14 protein-coding genes and 1 tRNA gene are annotated in these 19,597 nt (G+C 57.7%); 7 read left to right on the plus strand and 8 right to left on the minus strand.

All coding sequences use genetic code 11. The annotated features are described in order from the left end of the window. Window positions 1-528: 528 nt before the first annotated feature. The 3 genes from RIKMI_RS0105015 to RIKMI_RS0105025 form a co-directional block, all read right to left on the minus strand. A complete protein-coding gene (locus RIKMI_RS0105015) occupies window positions 529-1,803 on the minus strand; it encodes a DUF4876 domain-containing protein (protein ID WP_027290704.1) in 1,275 nt (424 codons plus the stop codon). Between the two features lie 71 nt (window positions 1,804-1,874). Further along, window positions 1,875-4,610 carry a TonB-dependent receptor gene (locus RIKMI_RS0105020; protein ID WP_051214356.1) on the minus strand — a complete coding sequence of 912 codons (2,736 nt, stop codon included), beginning with the start codon at window positions 4,608-4,610 and terminating at the stop codon, window positions 1,875-1,877. Window positions 4,611-4,754: 144 nt separating this feature from the next. After that, on the minus strand, window positions 4,755-6,203 hold the full coding sequence (locus RIKMI_RS0105025; protein ID WP_027290706.1) for a DUF4932 domain-containing protein: 1,449 nt from the start codon (window positions 6,201-6,203) through the stop codon (window positions 4,755-4,757). A 338-nt stretch (window positions 6,204-6,541) separates the two neighbouring features. On the opposite strand from RIKMI_RS0105025, the gene RIKMI_RS0105030 reads away from it, so the two are divergent. From RIKMI_RS0105030 to RIKMI_RS0105050, 5 genes are all read left to right on the plus strand, one after another. Next, the gene (locus tag RIKMI_RS0105030; RefSeq protein WP_027290707.1) at window positions 6,542-7,141 is read left to right on the plus strand and encodes a hypothetical protein; all 600 of its coding nucleotides are present in this window, start codon (window positions 6,542-6,544) and stop codon (window positions 7,139-7,141) included. A gap of 388 nt (window positions 7,142-7,529) precedes the next feature. Next, on the plus strand, window positions 7,530-8,090 hold the full coding sequence (locus RIKMI_RS0105035; RefSeq protein ID WP_027290708.1) for a PepSY-associated TM helix domain-containing protein: 561 nt from the start codon (window positions 7,530-7,532) through the stop codon (window positions 8,088-8,090). Between the two features lie 127 nt (window positions 8,091-8,217). Beyond that, window positions 8,218-9,105, plus strand: a complete 888-nt coding sequence (locus RIKMI_RS0105040) for an ABC transporter ATP-binding protein (RefSeq protein ID WP_027290709.1) — start codon at window positions 8,218-8,220, stop codon at window positions 9,103-9,105. A 144-nt stretch (window positions 9,106-9,249) separates the two neighbouring features. Further along, the gene (locus tag RIKMI_RS0105045; RefSeq protein ID WP_027290710.1) at window positions 9,250-9,921 is read left to right on the plus strand and encodes a hypothetical protein; all 672 of its coding nucleotides are present in this window, start codon (window positions 9,250-9,252) and stop codon (window positions 9,919-9,921) included. 159 nt (window positions 9,922-10,080) lie between these two features. Continuing rightward, the gene (locus tag RIKMI_RS0105050) at window positions 10,081-11,301 is read left to right on the plus strand and encodes a DUF4857 domain-containing protein (RefSeq protein WP_027290711.1); all 1,221 of its coding nucleotides are present in this window, start codon (window positions 10,081-10,083) and stop codon (window positions 11,299-11,301) included. 194 nt (window positions 11,302-11,495) lie between these two features. On the opposite strand, the gene ftsY is transcribed toward RIKMI_RS0105050, so the two are convergent. Next, window positions 11,496-12,488, minus strand: a complete 993-nt coding sequence (gene ftsY / locus RIKMI_RS0105055) for a signal recognition particle-docking protein FtsY (RefSeq protein WP_027290712.1) — start codon at window positions 12,486-12,488, stop codon at window positions 11,496-11,498. Between the two features lie 337 nt (window positions 12,489-12,825). Further along, entirely contained in the window at window positions 12,826-14,595 is a 1,770-nt protein-coding gene (gene aspS / locus RIKMI_RS0105060; RefSeq protein WP_027290713.1) for an aspartate--tRNA ligase, read from the minus strand. Between the two features lie 426 nt (window positions 14,596-15,021). Between aspS and RIKMI_RS0105070 the strand changes: the two genes are divergently transcribed. Together RIKMI_RS0105070 and RIKMI_RS0105075 are read left to right on the plus strand one after the other, a co-directional pair. Next, on the plus strand, window positions 15,022-15,801 hold the full coding sequence (locus tag RIKMI_RS0105070) for a radical SAM protein (protein WP_027290715.1): 780 nt from the start codon (window positions 15,022-15,024) through the stop codon (window positions 15,799-15,801). A gap of 350 nt (window positions 15,802-16,151) precedes the next feature. Further along, window positions 16,152-16,224 (plus strand) — tRNA-Thr (locus RIKMI_RS0105075). Between the two features lie 416 nt (window positions 16,225-16,640). Here the strand turns inward: RIKMI_RS0105075 and RIKMI_RS13095 are convergent. From RIKMI_RS13095 to RIKMI_RS0105090, 3 genes are all read right to left on the minus strand, one after another. Then, window positions 16,641-17,435 carry a LytR/AlgR family response regulator transcription factor gene (locus RIKMI_RS13095; RefSeq protein WP_051214357.1) on the minus strand — a complete coding sequence of 265 codons (795 nt, stop codon included), beginning with the start codon at window positions 17,433-17,435 and terminating at the stop codon, window positions 16,641-16,643. After that, window positions 17,407-18,504 (minus strand): sensor histidine kinase, encoded by a 1,098-nt coding sequence (locus RIKMI_RS0105085; RefSeq protein ID WP_027290716.1) that lies wholly within the window; start codon window positions 18,502-18,504, stop codon window positions 17,407-17,409. The genes RIKMI_RS13095 and RIKMI_RS0105085 overlap by 29 nt, the downstream gene beginning before the upstream one ends. Before the next feature lie 208 nt (window positions 18,505-18,712). Then, on the minus strand, window positions 18,713-19,573 hold the full coding sequence (locus RIKMI_RS0105090; RefSeq protein WP_027290717.1) for an alpha/beta hydrolase: 861 nt from the start codon (window positions 19,571-19,573) through the stop codon (window positions 18,713-18,715). Window positions 19,574-19,597: the final 24 nt, after the last annotated feature.

Consider the following 19,597-nt stretch of genomic DNA (forward strand, 5'->3'; position numbering starts at 1 on the left):
GAGCCAGCGTGGACTGCTTGCAGGCCTACGCCCGGGGTGGCTCCGGCCTGACTAAAAGAAAACATGGTAATTAACCGTAGAGTTTTTAGTTTCCGCGATTCATAAGAATCACCGGCTTTCGCGGTGCCTCCGGGCACTCCGACCGGGAGTTTGCGCCAATGGGTGGGCGCAAAGCCGAACGGGTAAAATATTTCGGCAGTATCCCTATTCGGCTTGTTCCGGTTTCCGGACGGCTGTCTCGGTCGCGGGCGAGCCCGCAGGGCGCGCAGGGGGACGCGCGCCGAGACATCGAGGGCCGGGAGCTACATAGATATATAAAGTACAAGCCTGAAAGGGATATTTCCGAAATATTTTAACCGTACGATAAATAGCAAGGCCTGCACCGGGAGTGGCTCCGGACCGGTCGCTGTGCGGACAAACAACCCCAGGGCTATCCGTAATAGTACCCCGAGTCGGGCCGCAGCCGCGTCCCGCGTAGGGCCGGCTCCGGGTTCCGGAATGGAATCGCGGGAGCCGGCCCTGCGTTTTTTATTTCATCGACGGCGTCACGTTACGTTCGAAATCTTCAGCCGAATTGTTCGTATCCTGCAAAATCTGGCGTCCGTCCTCGGTCGTCGAAGCCACTTTGCGGCGTACGGCGGTACCGAAATCGATCGAACCGGCATTCAGATCGCCGCAATAAGTATAGCTGATATCGAACGACGGGTCGAATACCGGCCATGCGAATTCCGACTTGTAACTGCGGAGTTCCACGGCATCCACCACCCATTCATTCGGAACCTTGTAGGCCGTAGAACCCTTGGAAGGTTTGCCGGTCACCAGCGTATAAGTATAGGTATAGGCATAATCGTTGAGCCACTTTTCCTTGGTCATCCCCTCCGGCAGACGGGCGAGAGCATAAGCCTTCGTTCCCTGCTTGTTGAAGACGAAAATAGTTCTCGTATAGCAATAGTAGATATCGAGGTTCGGCACGGCAGGGTTATCCGTATCCGTAGTAGTACTGCTGGTGGACGACGTGTACCACTCGAAATTCGCGCCGCTGAGGTTCATGAACGACGGATCGGCCTCCTTATGATTCTGGGCATTGTCGCACAGGATAATCGACTCGCCGGGCTGTACCGGATAATCGGTTCCCGAACCGGGGATCACCATAAAACAGTCCACCGTAATCGCCTCGTCGCGGACATCGGGAGTCAGCCCGCTCTTTTTCTGGGAAGTCGTGAATTCCGACTCGCAAAGGGCCAGCCCGTCAGCAAAAAGCACCGTATCGGAGTTGTTGGTGATTTTGATATACTGATCGCCGTTATACTGTTTCTGTTTGCCGCTGGCATCGGGCGCATAGGCGGAACCTACATAATAAATCTCCGAAATCACGAAATCGTTGCTGGCTTCCGGGACGACGGAAAGTTTGAGTTCCAGGCTGAAAGTCCCGTCGGCCTTGACCACCACGTTGTTGGCCACGCCCTGCATCTTGACGGTAACGGGCGTCGGGGCCTCCTCTTCGTCGGCCGCTTTGGTCAGATCGACCAGCACTTCGGCTTCGCCTTCGAATTTCACGTTATACAGCCCTTCCTCGACGCTGGCATCCGACGAAAGCGGATATTCGAGTTCTTTCGCCACGCCGGTAGTCACGTTGGTAAAAGTATATTTACCGCTCTTGACATTCATCGAAGTGATGTTGCCGGGAGCCGTCAATTCGATCGTCTCGTTGCCGATCGTTACCTGTTTCGGCGTGTTGTCCGAGCAGGAAGCCAACGCCAGGGCCGCGGTGCACAGCAGCGCGAGTCTTTTCAGTCGTTTCATGGTTCGTATGTTTTTTAGTTAGACATTTCCGTGTTCTTCGGGGAAATCCCCGCCGGGTATCCCTCTTTTCGTTAAAAAGTCAGGTTCAGTTCCATCCCGAAATAGGGCGACGCCGACCGCCGCGTCAGCACCCCGTTGCGGTAATAGTCCGGATAGGCGCTCAGCAGTCGATTGACATACATCGCCAACCGCGCCCACCGGCCGAAATGCTTGGTCGCCTTCAGGTTCACATCCATCGCGAACGGCACTGTCGAACGGTCGAAATAGCTCGCCGAGTAGGTCTGCACCAGCCATTGCAGCTGCGTATCGTGCTTGTCGGCCTCGGTGAAGGGATGTTCCGTGCCCGAAGCGTCCACCCACGCCACCGGCACCCCGTCGTTCCACAACGGCTGGCTGCTGGTAAACCAAAGGCACTGGAACGTGGTCGAAAAGGTCAGCCCCAGCTTTTCCAGATGGGTATCGAACGTCACGTTGGTGTTGAACTGCTGGCGCACCGAGCCGTCTTCCCAGTCGTACAGGCCCACGTATTTGAGCGGATCGCCCCCCAGATTGACCGTCGCCGAACGGTATATCGGCGCACTGTTGCTGTACGTCGTCCGGAACCACGCCCCGTTCACCGTGATACGCGTGCGGATGGATTCGATCCGCGGCGAGGAGAACTGGAACTCGATCCCCCGTTTATCGATCCGGCTGCCGTTCGCCCATCGGCCGTACGTATCCAGCAACGTATCGGTCGTGTAAGGCACGTCCGCCAGGTCGGGCGGCCCGGTGAGCGTTCCGGGGTCGATCGCGTTCGCGTCGTACTTTTTATACGGCAGGGCTTTGTAGTAGCTCATCGTGCGGAACCCGTCCCGCATCCGTTCCTGAAAATAGGTTACCGAAAAGTCCATCCCCCGGTGCTGCGTGCTGAAACGGACTTCCCACTTGAGGTTGCGGGCCGGACGCAGGTCGAAATTGATGTTGTCCCACACGTAAGTCAGCATATTGATCCGCCGCAGGTCGGGATCGGTCGGGTAGTAGTTCAGCTGCACCAGATCGTTGTAAATCGGGTCGGGATAAAGCTGGTCGAGCGTCGGGGTTTTGGTATGCCGCCCGATCCCCCCGGCGACTTCGAAGTTCCACCGGCCCGCCCCTTCGCCCGCGGCGGGCAGTTTCCATTGCACGTTCACGCGCGGATCGACATATACTTTGCCGTGCATCGCATACGCTTTGCGGATGTTGAGCGGCATCATGGCACGCACCCCGGCCGTCACCACGAACCGGTGCCGGCCCGCCTCGAACCGGAGCGCGTCCTCGGCGAAGAGCGACAGCTCGGTGCCGGCCGGAATATCGCTGAACGCCCGCGGTCGGTTGGTATTGCTCGGGTTCAACGGCCGCGTGATGTCGTACACCTGGCCTTTCCCCCAGTTCTTGTCGTATTTCCAGTCCAGCCCCGCTTTGCCGTCGTGCCGCACGCCGCCCGTCCGGCCTCCCAGCCCCAGGACGGCCTTGACGAAAGCGTTCATCGGCTTGCCGTCCACCGCCACGTCGGCCGTATATTTATAGGGCAGCAGTTCCGCATCGTGCTCCTGGCCGTTCGTCATCCCCACCGGCAGCGGGACGGGCCGGTTCAGATAGACCTGTTTGGTCTGTTCCATCCGGCTCACCTCCTGCGCCAGCGACGCCGTGATATCCAGCGATTTTACCGCCCCGGCATCGAAAAAGACCCAATGGAAAGCAGAGGCAAATGCGAAACGGTTGTACGAGGCTTTGAAGCGGTCGCCGGCCATCGAAGCGTCGGCGTCCGTTTTTTCCTTGTCGAGCGAACCGGTGTAGTCCAGGCTCAGCCGCCAGCGGAGCGAGGCGCGGTCGGTCACACTGCGACTGTTGTAACGCAGCGATCCGGTGATACGCCTGTAATTGGCCAACGTGTTGCGCGGATCGCTGCGGGCCGTCAGGTAATCTCCGTCGATATTCAGCACCTTGTCGTCCCCCTTGAGCGCGATCCCTTTGCCCGCCGAGACCAGTTTTCCGTATTCGTCGGCCTTGAATCGCGCTTCGAACGGCGTGGCGGTCGCCCGCCGCCGGATATTGACCAGCCCGCTGGTCAGGTTGCCGTATTCTACCGAGGGGATGCCCCGCACGATCTCGACGGATTCGATGTTGTCGGTCGGGATGGCCCGCATGTCCAGCCCGCGCGAGACGAGCGAATTATCGATACTCGACCCCGGTACGGCCTGCAAGTTGGCGTCGGTGCTGATCGGCACCCCGTCCACCGTGAACGCCGTCCCCAGCGAGGAGATGTCGTAATCGTCGCTGCTGTTGCCTGCTTCGCGCAACTTGATCAGGTTTGGAGCGCCCAACCGGGGGGTCTGCGCCATACCGCCGGGAAGCAGGGAGAGCAAATCCGAGAAACTCGACGGCTGGATATGTTCCATCGCCTGCCGGTCGATGCGCGAGGCGCTGGTGGCCCCTTTCGACTCTTTGGCGGTCACCACCACCTCCTGCGCCGTCAGCGGCTTGGCCACCAGCCCGATCCGCAACGTGGTGTCGCCTGCGATCCGCACGGTACGTTCCCAATCCCGGAACCCCACGAAAGCGACTTTAACCCGGTAGTCTCCGGGTTGCAGGCCGGAAAAGACGAATGCACCCTGCGCGTCGGTAATGGCCCCGCGCGGCGAACTGCTCCCGGCCGGGAAAAGCTGTACCAGCGCGTAGTCCTGCGGCTGCCCCGTAGCGGCATCGGCGACGGTACCCCGCAGAATGGCTCCCGCCGCGGCGCCGGGGGCGACCAACAGGAGCAGTATGGAAACGAAAAACCGGGGCATCTTTATTCGAATAGCGGCACAAAGATATTCGCGCCCTCCAGCCGCCGCAATCGCCATATATGAGGATAAAACGGTCCGGGCCTCCCCACTTTTGGGGAGGCCCGGACCGCCTCGCAGAAATCGTACTGCCGGCCGACTCCGGCGTCACTCGGCTCGGGTACGGAACTTAACCAGATAGTCTTCGAGCATATGGATGCCTTCGGGCGTTACGAAGCTGAGGCCGTGTAGCACCACCAGTTCGTATTCGTGGTTCGGTTCAAGCTCGACCGCCAGGGTCAGTGCCGTTTTATCTTTGGAGTAGTTTTTAACGTCGAACTTAAAAAGCGTCGCCTCGCCGCCCGGCCCTGCATTAAAAGCGTAGCCTCGTCCGACCAGCGGTTTATCGAAACGAATGGTGATTTCGGTCAGTTTCGGGTCCACATCCTGCGCTCCGTTGCCGAAGGGTTCGATGGCTATGACATGCAGGGCGTTGGCTTTCATGCGCTCTTTCTCAGCCGCCCGGCGGGCACGAATAGTGTCGATCTGCGCCGCCGTCTCATTGCAGAATTCCGCGATACGGGGCGTGAAACTGCGGAAATCGGGATATTTCTCCCGGTCGGCCTCATATTCGCCCAACAGTTCCACCGCCTCCGGCATCCAGATGAACCGGCGGCCGATCTGCATCCACATTTCTTTATCGACAGCCGCCGTGTCGGCCTGCTCCATCAGATAACGGATCACTGCCGCACGGACGAAAGTCTCGTTCAGCACCGTCTTCCCATCCCCGTAAGCCTGCGCGCGCATCGGTTCGGCATAAGCCGAGAAAAGCCGCTCTGCAGGCCGCGCCAGCTCCGCGTCGCCCTCCAAAGCCGGATTGACGAACGAATGGCAAAATTCATGCACGATGGTATTCCGGAACATTTCCGGATCGAAATACGGCTTTCCGTCCCGCATGCCCCACGACCCCATAAAAGCATACCGATCGACGGTCGAATCGGGATAAACGATATCGCCCCCGTAATTGCCTCCGCCGAAACCCATGCCGACGACCGGCACCATACCTCCTTGCGCTTCTTTACCGAAAAAACGGGCGAACCAGCCCATATCGATTTCGGCGAAAACATCCCCGAACGCCTTTTCCACCTGAGTGAATAATGAATCCTGTCGGGCGAAAAACTCCCCGCAGCGGGCCTCTTTGTAGAATTTGTTCAGCAGCTTAATGAATTTCGTGCCGTATTTGACTCCCCATCGGCTTTCCGGCTGCATCTCGGTGAGTGGCAGCCGCGGGCACAGATGCGGCGGATCGGTCAGATAAACGCCCATAATAGGCACGGCATTGTAACTCAACCCGGTCCTTTCGCGCATCATTCTCATATACTCCACGGCCGGATGCTCTTTATAGGGGGCGAACCAGGCGTCAAGGCTATCGGTATATGCGGGAGTGAATTTCGATTGATACTCCGGATAGCCGGCCAGCCGGGCGACGATGGTCATCAATTCGACCCGCCGGTCCACCGCGGGTTCTGAAACGCCGGTCGTAGCCGTCGCTTTGGGCTTTGCGGCAGCCCCGAGGACGATCATCAAGCCGGTAAACAGGAAAACGATCTTTTTCATGGTACGAATACATATATTTCGACGGAACAGAATCGGGCAATTCGGATGCCATTCATACCAATATACTGTTAATCAATAGTATCCAAGAACATCACCTGTCGAAAAGTGTCTAAAAAATAGACACCGGATGTCAAAAAATCAGACACTTCCGGGATAGCCATTTATTAGGATATCCGAAGGTACTTATCCCCATATTTGGGGATTCCCTACCCGAAAGGGGTATTTTACCTTTGCCGACGCGCAGGTATGTCCGAACCGGGACGCACAAGGTAAGGCAACCTGCCCGGAAAGGTCGCTCTCCGGAGCCGCATAGGAAACCAATTAAAACCAACCATACCATGAAAAAGCACATTCTGTTCTCGCTCGCCCTTGCCGGCGCACTGACTTTCGCTTCTTGCGGAAACGGCACCCCAAACGCCGGTACGGCCGAAACGACCGAAAACCAGTCGGTTGCGACGAAGACGATGGATCTCGATTCGCTGCTGTCCGTCGCCGAAACGCTGGTGGATCAGCCGATCGTCGTAGAGGGTATCTGCACGCATATCTGCTCGAAAGGGGGCGGCAAACTTTTCCTGATGGGCAGCGACGACACGAAAACGATCCGGGTGGAAGCGGGCGAAAAAATCGGGAAGTTTCCGCAGGATGTGGTCAATAATATCCTGACGATCAACGGCATCCTACGCGAACAGCGTATCGACGAAGCGTATCTCTCGCAATGGGAGGAACAGGTGAAAACTCAAACCACTGAACAGCACGGCGCAAACGGCGCGGGCTGCGACTCGGAACAAAAGGCGCGCGGCGAGGCGACGGGAGCGGTTTCGGCTGCGGATCGTATCGCGGCGTTCCGCCAGCGCATCGCTGACCGGAAGGCCAAGGATGGAAAGGAGTACCTCTCGTTCTATTATATCGACGGAGATTCCTACACGATCAATAAATAATCCCCTCTCTCGTAAATCATAACTTTTAACCGTTCGTTTATTCGCACTGTTTAGGTTTGAGGCGACTGTTCTCTTTGTGAACAAAGAGAACCAGAAAAACTTTTTGAGATGCTTGCGCATCTCTTGAGCCTGGCGGATGACCTTTGCCTTTGAAAGCTTGTTCTGTAACGGATAGGGGACTTTAGTATCGTTATACCCGATGTCCCCTATCCGTTACAGAACAAAGAAGTCTGTAAGAAAAGGTTTTCGACAAACTGAGGCGTTGCAAACCTGCTCGAAAGTTTCTTTGGTTCTTTCTTTTCAAAGAAAGAACAGTGGACTCTACCCTCAATGTACGGATAAACGAACGGATTAAGAAATTAAGATATAAAGGATGGCATCGTCATTTATGACCGGAGTACGGAAAGCGAGCCGTCGTTTGCACCGCGACTTTTCGTACTTTTTCGCCGGCGTGATTCTGATTTACGCCATATCCGGGATTGCCCTGAATCATAAAGCGACCTTCAACAGCAACTACGACATCAGCCGGCATACCTTCGCCGTCGAAGGAGGCATTCCGCCCCGCAGCGGCATCACCGAAGAGTGGGTCAGAAAAAACCTTCTGGAACCCGTAGGGGAAGAAAACGCCTATACCAAGCACTACTTTCCGAAAGAAGGCACCCTGAAAGTTTTCCTCAAAGGAGGTTCCAGCGTCGTGGCCGACCTCGGCACCGGCCAAGCCGAATACGAAGCCTTCAAACGGCGTCCCTTTTTCAGTGCCATCAGCCGCCTGCACTACAACCCCGGCCGCTGGTGGACCGTTTTTTCCGACATCTTCGGCATCGCCCTGATCCTCATTACGGTCACCGGATTCACCATGATGAAAGGGCGCAAAGGATTCCTCGGCTGGGGCGGCATCGAAATGCTCGCCGGACTGCTTTTCCCGTTGGCGTTCCTGTTCTTCTTTTAGGGTAGGGGCGAAGCCTGCGGAAATTAGGGCAATTACAGTCCGGATCGGGTGCCGCTCGATACCCTCCGCGGGGGAGGCTTCGGCCCGCGCGGTTCCGCGAACCGCCTGAATCGATAAATTCAAACATATGACAGACAACATCATAGAGTGCCGTAGCCTGACCCACTACTACGGGAAACGGCTCATTTACGAAAACCTGAGTTTCGGCGTTCCCCGGGGCCGCATTCTCGGGCTGCTCGGCAAAAACGGGACAGGTAAAACCACCACCATCAATATCCTGAGCGGATACCTCAAACCCCGTTCCGGCGCGTGTTACATCTTCGGCGAGAATATCCAAGAGATGGATCCGCGTACCCGGCAGAACATCGGTCTGCTGATCGAAGGGCACATCCAGTACACCTTCATGAGCATCGCGCAGATCGAAAAATTCTACGCCCCGTTCTATCCCCGCTGGAACCGGGCGGCCTATTACGAACTGATGGACAAACTGCACGTCGCGCCCGGCCAGCGCATTTCGCGCATGTCGTGCGGCCAGCGGTCGCAGGTAGCCCTCGGCCTGATCCTCGCCCAGAATCCCGACCTGCTCGTGCTCGACGACTTTTCGCTGGGTCTCGACCCCGGCTACCGGCGGCTCTTTATCGAATACCTGCGCGAATACGCCAAAGCCGAAAACAAGACCGTCTTCCTCACCTCGCACATCATCCAGGACATGGAACGGCTGATCGATGACTGCATCATGCTCGACTATGGCCGGATCCTGCTTCAGAAACCGGTAGGCGAACTGCTCGACACCGTCCGGCAATATACCTTCACGATGACCGCCGAAGGGCCGCTGCCCGAAGACGAACGGATCTACCATCCGTCGGCGATCCGCAACAGCGGAGAGTTTTTTTCGTTCCTGCCCGAAGAGGAAGTCCGCCGGATACTGGACGCGCAGAAAGTACCCTATGCCGGTCTCGAAAGCCGCCGCGTCGGCCTCGAAGACGCTTTCATCGGCCTGACCGGAAAATATTAGCCTGAATCCCGCGGCAGCGGCGGGCCGCTCCGGGCAGTAAAGCTGCCGCGGGCGACGGAGCGGCCCGAAAATCGAAAACACGCAATCGACCGGATGTTCCGCGCCCGCACATACAACTCCGGATACGGCCCAACCAAAAGATACATGGAAAAAGCGATATTTTACAAAGAGTGGATCAAGACCCGCTGGTATTTCCTGCTCTCGACCCTCCTGCTGGCCGCGTTCACGGGATATTGCCTGCTGAACGTGAGCCGGATTATCGAATTCAAAGGCGCAGTGCACCTCTGGGAAGTCATGCTCGAACGCGACGCCGTTTTCGTCGATCTGCTGACCTACCTGCCCCTGCTGGCAGGCCTGCTGATGGCCGTTTTCCAGTTCGTGCCGGAAATGCAGCAGAGCCGCCTGAAACTGACCCTGCATCTGCCATACCCGCATTACCGGATGGTCGCATCCATGCTGCTGTACGGCACGCTGGCCCTTTGCGTCACGTATCTGGTCAGCCTCGCGCTGATCGGCATCTGTTTCGACGCGTTAGTCGCCCGCGAGCTGTTCGCCCGCGTCGTCCTCACCGCCTTACCCTGGTACGCGGCCGGTCTGGCCGCTTATTTCCTGACGGCCTGGGTTTGCCTGGAACCGACCTGGAAGCGGCGTATCCTCAATATGCTGGTCGGCGCCGGCGTACTGCGTATCTTCTTCCTGGCCCCCGCTCCCGAAGCCTATAACGCTTTCCTGCCGGGCCTGACGCTTTTCACCCTGCTGCTGAGCCTGCTCGGCATGCTTTCCGTTTACCGGTTCAAAACCGGCGAACAGGACTGATTATATCGGGTTATTCGTATAGGGAAACCGGCCTGGAGCTTGCGGCGAACGTAGTGAGCCGCGCAGGCCGGAGCCACCCCCGGCGAAGGCCTGCAAGCAATCCTCGCTGGCTCCGGCTGCGTTCCGAATAGCTAACCCAACCGTAAAACCATTACACCGATGATACGAACAAGCAAAATACTCCTGTACTTCATCGCCACCGTTCTGTTGGCATGGACCCTGCCCTGGGCCTACGGTCTTCTCGGCGGCGCTTCGCCGAGCGCACCGTTCACGCTGTACAGCTCCGTCAGCGGCGAATTTTCCTGGCTCGAAGCCACCGATCGCGGCATCGAATATCAAGACGCCGCCGGACGACGTTTCACCGATAAACAGTTCGACAGCATACTGCCTTTCTTTTATTACCGCCAGTTGATTTCCGACAATCGGTTCCCGGACAGCATCCGGGGCGTGGCGGTCACTCCAAAACTGGCCCAGGCCGGCAACTTCATGTTCCGCAGCTCGCCGAGGCAGGTGAATGCCAACGTCCCCGGCATCTATCCGTTGCTGGAATCCATGTCGGGCCGCGTCGATCTCGAAGCGTCGGACGACGTGTTCCGGATCGACCGGAACGGCATTACCTTCATCGATTGCGAGACCAATACCGTCAAAGCCGACAAAAGCGCGGCGTTCACCGAAATGATGCGTAAAAAAGGGTTCGTTTTTCCGGCACGGGTGATCGCCGGGAACCCGACCACGCGCAAAGAATACGACGAAGGTTTTTTCATCACCGACAACGAAGGTAAACTCTTCCACCTCAAACAGACGAAAGGACGGCCTTTCGTCCGGGCCGTCGAGCTGCCGGAAGGGTTGGAGGTCGCGCAGATATTCGTCACGGAATACCGCGGCCGCCAGTACTTCGCTTTCCTGACCGACAAGGCCGGACAGTTTTACGCGCTGACCACCGGGGATTACGCCCTGCACCCCGTGGCCATCCCTCCTCTCGACCTGACGCGCCAGGGTGTCATGATCGTGGGCAACCCGTTCGACTGGACAGTGAAGGTCAGCGATACGGACGGAGCGGAACATTTCTATGCCATCGACGGCGAAACTTTCGGCCGGTTGAAAGAGCTGCATTATCCGGCTCCGGAACCCACGGCGCTCGAAAAGGCCGGGAAGTTCGTCTTTCCGTTCCGGCTCTCGTTCACTTCCGGTTCGGACACCGAAGTCGTGCCGCGTGTAACGGACATATCCGCCTGGGCGCTGATCCTGGGGCTGGTGTTGGCCGCCGCGTTCTGCGTAATCCGCAAGACCAATCCCGTACGGCAGGCCCCTCAATGCCTCTTTATCCTCGTATGCGGGTTGTATGCCTTTATCGGTCTGTTGCTCTTTTCCCGGAAATAGTGGCAGACAGGGGGAGTATTCCTCCCGAAACCGGGCCGCACGAGGATTACTGTGCTGTTTTAGGTAAAGTCCGGATATAGGGGACCAACGATAAAAGCGGAGGGCCGCCTTGATTGGCGGCCCTCCGCTTGTGCATATATGTTTCGGCTGCGGGAGGTTCGCAAAAATCGCTCTCCGGCATCCGCCCTCTCCGGTCAGGCCCGACGTCCGCCGAACAGCGACGCGACGAAACGCTCCCGGTCGAACACCTGCAAGTCGTCGATTCCTTCCCCGACGCCGATATACCGAACGGGGATGCGGAACTGCTCCGAGATGCCGATCACTACGCCGCCTTTGGCCGTACCGTCCAGCTTGGTGATCGCCAGCGACGAAATCTGCGTGGCGGCGGAGAACTGTTTCGCCTGCTCGAACGCGTTCTGCCCGGTGGAACCGTCCAGAACGAGCATGACTTCGTGCGGCGCTTCGGGGACCACTTTCTGCATCACGTTACGGATCTTGGTCAGTTCGTTCATCAGATTGACCTTGTTGTGCAGACGGCCGGCGGTGTCGATAATCGCCACATCGGCCCCGGCGGCTTTGGCTGCCGAAAGGGTGTCGAAGGCGACCGAGGCGGGATCGGCGCCCATCTGTTGTTTGATCAGCCTGGCTCCGGCCCGCTCTGCCCACACTTCGAGCTGGTCGATGGCTGCGGCGCGGAAGGTATCGGCGGCCCCCAGATACACGGTTTTACCGGCTGCCGCGAGCCGCGCGGCGAGTTTGCCGATGGTGGTGGTTTTCCCCACGCCGTTCACTCCCACGACCATCAGCACGAAAGGATTCCCTGCCTTGTCTTTTTCGAACAGGAAACCGAGATCGGACGAGGTGGTCGCGGCGGGAGCCTCGGCCAACAGGGCGGTCACTTCATCGCGCAAAATGGCGTTCAGTTCGTCGGTGCCGAGGTATTTGTCGCGGGCTACGCGGGCTTCGATACGTTCGATGATGCGAAGGGTGGTGTCCACGCCTACGTCGGCGGTGATCAGAATCTCTTCCAATTCGTCGAGCACCTCTTCATCGACTTTCGATTTCCCGGCTACGGCCCGGGAAATCTTGGAAAAGATCCCTTCGCGGCTCTTCTCCAACCCGCTCTCCAAAGTGGCCCGTTCGGCCTGACCGGAGTCTTTCTTCCTGAATATGTCGAATATACCCATTTCTCTATTTGAATCGTTCGTTTATCCGTACATTGAGGGTAGAGTCCACTGTTCTTTCTTTGAAAAGAAAGAACCAAAGAAACTTTCGAGCAGGTTTGCAGCGCCTCAGTTTGTCGAAAACCTTTTCTTGCAGACTTCTTTGTTCTGTAACGGATAGGGGACATCGGGCATAACGATATTAAAGTCCCCTATCCGTTACAGAACAAACTTTCAAAGGCAAAAGTCATCCGCCAGGCTCAAGAGATGCGCAAGCATCTCAAAAAGTTTTTCTGGTTCTCTTTGTTCACAAAGAGAACAGTCGCCTCAAACCTGAACAGTACAGATAAACGAACGGTTATTATTCCGGTTTAGCGACAGCGATGCGGAGTTCTTCGAGTTGCGCCTCCGCCAGCGGCGACGGCGCATCGATCATCATGTCGCGTCCGCTGTTATTTTTCGGGAACGCGATAAAGTCCCGGATCGAATCCGATCCGCCGAACAGCGAACACATGCGGTCGAAGCCGAACGCGATTCCCCCGTGCGGCGGCGCACCGTACCTGAACGCCCCCAGCAGGAACCCGAACTGCGCCTGCGCCTCCTCCGGCGAGAAACCCAACACCTCGAACATCCGGCTCTGCACCCGTCCGTCGTGGATACGGATCGACCCTCCGCCGACCTCCACGCCGTTCACCACGAAATCGTAAGCCTCCGCCCGTACATCGCCCAGCGCCTTCATGTCGCCCGAAAAGAACTTCTCCATATCCTCCGTTTTCGGCGACGTGAACGGATGGTGCATCGCATAATAGCGCTGCGTCTCGTCGTCCCACTCCAATAGCGGGAAATCCACCACCCACAACGGAGCGAACGTATCGTGCGGCCGGAGGCCCAACCGGTCGCCCATCTCCAGACGCAACGCGCACAAAGCCGCCAGCGTCTGTTTTTTCGGCCCGGCCAGAATCAGGAGCAGGTCGCCCGGGCGCATGCCCGTCGCTTCGCCCCATCCCGCCAACGCTTCCTGCGGATAAAACTTGTCCACGCTCGACTTATACGAGCCGTCCGCCTCGCGCCGTACATAAACCAACCCTTTGGCCCCCACCTGAGGCCGCTTCACGAATTCCGTCAGGCCGTCCAACTGCTTCCGGGTATAGGACGCGCAACCCGGAACGCAAATCCCGCCCACATACTCCGCACTGTCGAACACCGCGAAGCCATGCCCTTTCGCCAGTGAAGTCATATCGTTGAACTTCATCCCGAAACGGATGTCGGGTTTGTCCGAACCGTAAGTCTCCATCGCCTCGCGCCAACTCATACGCGGGAATCGATCCCCGGGGAACGTTATGCCGAGCGTCTTGTCGAACATCGTCCGCATCATCCCCTCGAACACTTCCAACACGTCCTCGCGTTCCACGAAAGCCATCTCACAGTCCACCTGGGTGAACTCCGGCTGGCGGTCGGCCCGCAGGTCTTCGTCGCGGAAACAGCGCACGATCTGGAAATAACGGTCGTAACCCGATACCATCAGAAGCTGTTTGAAAGTTTGCGGCGACTGGGGCAGGGCGTAAAACTCGCCGGGATTCATCCGCGAAGGTACCACGAAATCCCGTGCCCCTTCCGGGGTCGATTTGATCATATAGGGCGTTTCGATCTCCATAAAACCCTGTCCGTCGAGGTATCTGCGGATTTCCTGCGCCAGCCGGTGGCGGAGCATCATCGCCCGCTGAAGCGGCGCCCGACGCAAATCGAGGTATCGGTATTTCATCCGCAGGTCGTCGCCGCCGTCGGAATTTTCTTCGATGGTAAAGGGAGGCACCTCGCTGGCGTTCAGTACTTTTATTTCAGTTGCGATGATTTCTATCTCGCCGGTCGGTATTTTCGTATTTTTGGCCGACCGCTCGGTGACTTTTCCGCTGACCTGAACCACATATTCGCGTCCGAGGTTCTCGGCGACGGCTTTCAGCTCTGCCGGAGCGTGCTCGTCCACGGTGATCTGGGTAATGCCGTAACGGTCGCGCAGGTCGATAAATACCATCGCGCCGAGGTTGCGTACTTTCTGGACCCACCCGGCCAGAATGACGGCCTTATCCCTATCGGCCAAACGAAGTTCGCCGCAAGTTGCTGTTCTGAACATTTTTTCGAGTAATTTTGAAAACTCAAAGATACATATTTTTTGTCGTTCGTTTATCCGTACTGTTTTGGTTTTGGAGGCAACCGTTCTTTCTTTGAAAAGAAAGAACCAAAGAGCCGAAACAAAGAGGAAAACCAAGGCAACCTGCACGCTTCGGGTTCCGGAATACTGTTGTCCGAAACGACGGCCTGCACCTAAACTTGAGGTTCGGCCTGTCGCCCTCCCCCCGTGGCGCAGAGCGCCAGGGCGACAAGGCCGGCGGTTCTGCGAACCGCAAAACAACGGGCTGTCGTTCCGACCGAAAAATCCTGAAGAAAAGGGCACCTGCCAAACTCAGGAGATACGATCTCAAAAAGTTTGGCTTCGCCTTCCTCTTGGCGCCTCAAACCTGAACAGTACAGAATAAACGAACAGTTAATAATCAAACAGATGGATACATTTTTGTTCGACAGCATTATAGTCGGGCCGATTCATAGCCGCAGGCTCGGCACCTCCTTGGGAGTGAATCTGCTCGCCCCCGCCTCCAAGCTCTGCAACTTCAACTGCATCTATTGCGAATGCGGTTGGAACGGAGCGCACGGCGAAGGCGCATTCAATCCTTACGAAAAAGTTATTCCCGCCCTCGAAGCGAAGCTGAAAACCATGAGCGAAGAGCGGAAACTGCCCGACGTCATCACCTTCGCAGGGAACGGCGAACCCACCATGCATCCCGACTTCGACCGGATTATCGACGCCACCCTCGCCCTCAGAGACCGTTACGCCCCCGCGACCAAAATCGCCGTGCTGAGCAACGCCACGATGATCGACCGCGAAGCTGTACGCAAAGCCTTGCTGCGCGTAGACAGGAATATCCTCAAATTCGACTCCGCCATCGACGCCACCATGCGGCATATCAACCAGCCCCGGAACGACCGTACCGTCGCCCGGATCATCGAACTGCTCCAGGAATTCCAGGGTTGCCTCGTCGTTCAGACCATGTTCCTGCGCGGCGACTACGGCGGACACCATATCGACAATACCACGCCCGAAGAGGTGGAAGCCTATCTGGACGCCATCCGCCGGATCCATCCCTCCGAAGTGATGCTCTACACGATCGACCGGAACACGCCCGCCGACGACCTGCAAAAAGTCTCTTACGAAGAGATGGAAGCGATAGCCGCCCGCATCCGGAAACTGGACATGGACATCATCACCTCCGTGGCCAGATAACCGGGCCTGCCCGAGACTCTTCCCCGGCCGACCCCGATCCGGTTCGCACACGACATCGCGCACAGCGGTACCGACGCCCTGGCTAAAGGCCGGTAAAAAATAAGGCCGCTATATACGGCTTCACCCGAATCGAGCAATGATTTTCCCGACCGGCCCGGCGATGCCGCCCCCGCACTGGGGACCGGGAATTTTCTCCGAGAGAGCGGGCGCAAACCGAAAGAAGTTGAAAACCAGGTATCCATATCAAACAGAGGAAAGTCGTATATCGTTACCAAGAGATATTCGTTCTTTTTAAACCGGCTTCGAGAGTTGGGAGTTAAAGAAAAATGATTATCTTTGCATCCGTAAACGCCACAATAGCTCAGTCGGTAGAGCATTTCATTCGTAACGAAAAGGTCGCCAGTTCGAGCCTGGCTTGTGGCTCAGGGATTTTCCGGAAGCCCCCGCGGCATATGCTGCGGGGGCTTTTTTTCGTCAGGTCTTTGCGCGGTCTCTCCGAAAATCGTAGGATTATTAAAGACAAGCGATTTTCGGCGCCTCTCGATCTTTCTCTTTCCGATTCGTGCACCGTCCCGGTTCGGCAGCGTCGCCTAAGATGTCTGCCGGGCGGACCGAAAGCTGTTTTATAAAGAAAATATATACGATTCCCCGATTCTATCCTTTGATGCACCGGCAGTTTTCACCGGCGTTTTTTCGGCCTGCGCCGCCCCTTTACGACAGAGAGAACTCCCGGCCGGAACGGCCGACGGTACCGCAGAATCGGAATCGCGCGATCCTCTGCCGTGCAGTTCGTATATAAGTACCTGATATTTCCCCCGGACAGAAACCTCCGGCCGTTTTCAGGCTTCTTGCGACGCTTCCCCGACCCCGGCTTTCGGCGCGATAAAAGCCCGCTGCGCCAGCATCCGCATGAATTCGTCCCGGTATGAATCCGACACCGGGATGCGTACCTTGCCGAAAACGATCCGCCCCCGTTCGATCGTCCTCACCTCCGGCATGTGGACGATATAGGAGCGGTGCACCCGCACGAACTCGTCCCCCGGAAGCTGTTCCCCCATCGCCTTGAGACTCATCTGCGTCATCACGTGCGAACCGTCCGCCAGGCATATCCGGACATAATCCTTTACCCCCTCTATGTATTGCACGTCGGCCAGCCGGATCCGCACCTGCCGGTAATCGGCCCTTACCCATATGCTGTCCCGTTTCGGAACCGGCACCGGTTCCGGAGCCGCTCCCGTCGCCGTTTTCAGAAACCAGTCGTGCGCCTTCATCGCCGCCCGCAGGAACTCCGTATAGCTGATCGGTTTGAGCAGATAATCCAGCGCATCCACGCGGAACCCCTCCAACGCATACTGCTCGAAAGCCGTGGTAAAGATCACTTTCGTGCGGCCCGCGCCGCGCTCGGTCAGCAACCGCGAAAACTCGATCCCGTTCAGCTGCGGCATCTGGATGTCCAGGAAGAGGAGATCGACCGCCTCTGCCGAATCCCGCCCGGCCCGGTCCAGACACTGGAGAGCCTCCAGCGCGCTTCCGGCACGTCCTGCCAATTGCAGGAACGGCGTGCGTCCGACATAATTTTCCAACAGATCGAGCGCCAACGGCTCGTCATCGACGATCAGGCAATTCAGCATCATATCGAATCCTGCAATTTACGGTCATTTCAGCCACGAACCGGTCTCCCTCGCGTTCCGTCCGGAGGGTGTAGCCGCCCGGATAGAGCAGCCCCAGCCGGCGGCGGAGGTTTTCCAGGCCCACGCCGGAGCCGCTGCGGTCGTTGTCCAGTTTCGGGAAATAGCTGTTCACGATGCGGCATTTCACCCAGTCCGTTCCGCCGGGAATTTCCAGGGCGATGTCCACGAACGACGGCGCATCGGCCGACACGCCGTGTTTGAAAGCGTTTTCGATCAGCGTGATGAACAGCAGCGGCGCCACGATTCTGCCCCCGGCGTCCGCCGCGTCCGCGATCTTCACCCGCAACTTCACTGTCCCCGGCAGCCGGAGGCTCATCAGTTCCACGTAGCTCCGCACGAAAGCCAGCTCCTTTTCCAACGGGACGAAATCCTGGTTCTTTTCGTACAGCACGTGCCTCAGCAGGCCGCTCAGCTGCAACACCGCTTCCTGCGCCCGCTCCGGCCCGATGGCGATCAACGAATAGATATTGTTCAGCGTGTTGAACAGGAAATGGGGATTCAGCTGGCTTTTCAGGTTCTGGAGTTCGGCCTGCGTGCGGGCCTGTTCCGCCTGCTGCCGCTCCGACTCGGTGCGGTACCAGTCGCCCGTCACCCGGATCGCCACGCTGAGGGCCGCCGTCAGCCCCAGCAGCAATACGTCCCGCAGCATGAACACCGCCATCGGCAGGTGCGGTCCGCGGTCTTCCGGCGGAGGCATCTCTCCGCGTACCACGACGCGGAAAAATTCGAACCACAGGTGGATCAACAGGACGACCGCCAGAATCAGCACCGCGTTGGCCGCCACGAATCCCACCACCCTGCGCCGGAACAGCAGCCGCCCGATCAGGCCGAAATAGTTGGTATAAAAGACCAGCATGAAACTCAGCGGCACCATGCAATAGCCTGTGTACCCCACCCAGTCTATCGTTTGCCCGCTGCCCTGTGTGAACAGCAGCGGAAACCCGAACATCAGCCCCCATGCGATGGCATGGATGGCGATCATCAATCCCCGATTCCGGTTCTCGTGTTCCATCGCTCGCAAGATAATGATTTTTATCTAAAAAATTCGATAAGTATAGTACGGCTTTACCTTATCTTAACATTCACACCCGGTCTTCGGCCTGCTGTCTCGCCCGCGGGCGAGACAGCAGGGGGTACAGGGGGACGCGCTCCGAAACATCGAAAACCGGGAACTCTATAAAAGTACAAGCCTGAAAGAGATATTTGCATATTGCCGATTATCATGACAGGCGGAAACTTCGCGATACGAAAGCGAGCGCGGCGGGCAGCGATTCGCGCCAGTATGTCCACGTATGTCCGCCGTCCCGCACCCGGTATTCGTGCGGGATATTCCGTTCGCGCATCAGGATATGGAGCATCGAATTGCCCCGGTAAAGAAAATCGTCGTCGCCGCAGTCGATCCGGAACTGCACGGCGCCGCGCTGGTCGTCGGGCATCGAACGGACCAGCTCCAGCACGCTGTTCCGCCGCCAGTGGTCGGTCGTGACGCCCGGCCCGAAAAGGCCGGCGAACAGATCGGCAAAGGGGCCGCCGCCGTTTTCGAGTTCCCCGTCGGTGAAGACCGCCGCGCTCATCGGGCAGCAGGCGGCGAACAGGTCGGGATAACGTATCGCATAGAGAAGCGAACCGTAACCGCCCATCGACAGGCCGGCAACGGCGCGGAACGTCTTTTCCGTTCGGGCGCGGCAGGTCTGTTCGATATGGGGGATCAGCTCCCGGACGAACATGTCCTCATAGCGCGTCTTCCCGTCGTAACTGTTCACATACCAGCTCTGCCCGGCTTCGGGCATTACGATAATCATGGGCGCTGCCCGGCCGCTGCGGATTTCCCGGTCGGCGACGGTCTGCACCTCTCCCTGCTGTATCCAGGCCCGGTAATCGTTGCCCAGGCCGTGCAACAGGTAGAGCACCGGATAGTCCCGGTCGCTTTCGGTATAACCGTCGGGCAGGTACAGCGCGTATTTGACCTCGTGGCCGAGAATCCGGCTGGTCATCGCGCATTCTTGTTTCAACGTACTGGCCGACAGGCTGTTCAAGAACAGGAGCAGGCCGACGGCAAAGAACAGAGTTAATTTTTTCATAAAATAGTTACCGAAATGTTTGTA

Source organism: Rikenella microfusus DSM 15922, from assembly GCF_000427365.1.
GTDB classification, from domain to species: Bacteria; Bacteroidota; Bacteroidia; order Bacteroidales; family Rikenellaceae; genus Rikenella; species Rikenella microfusus.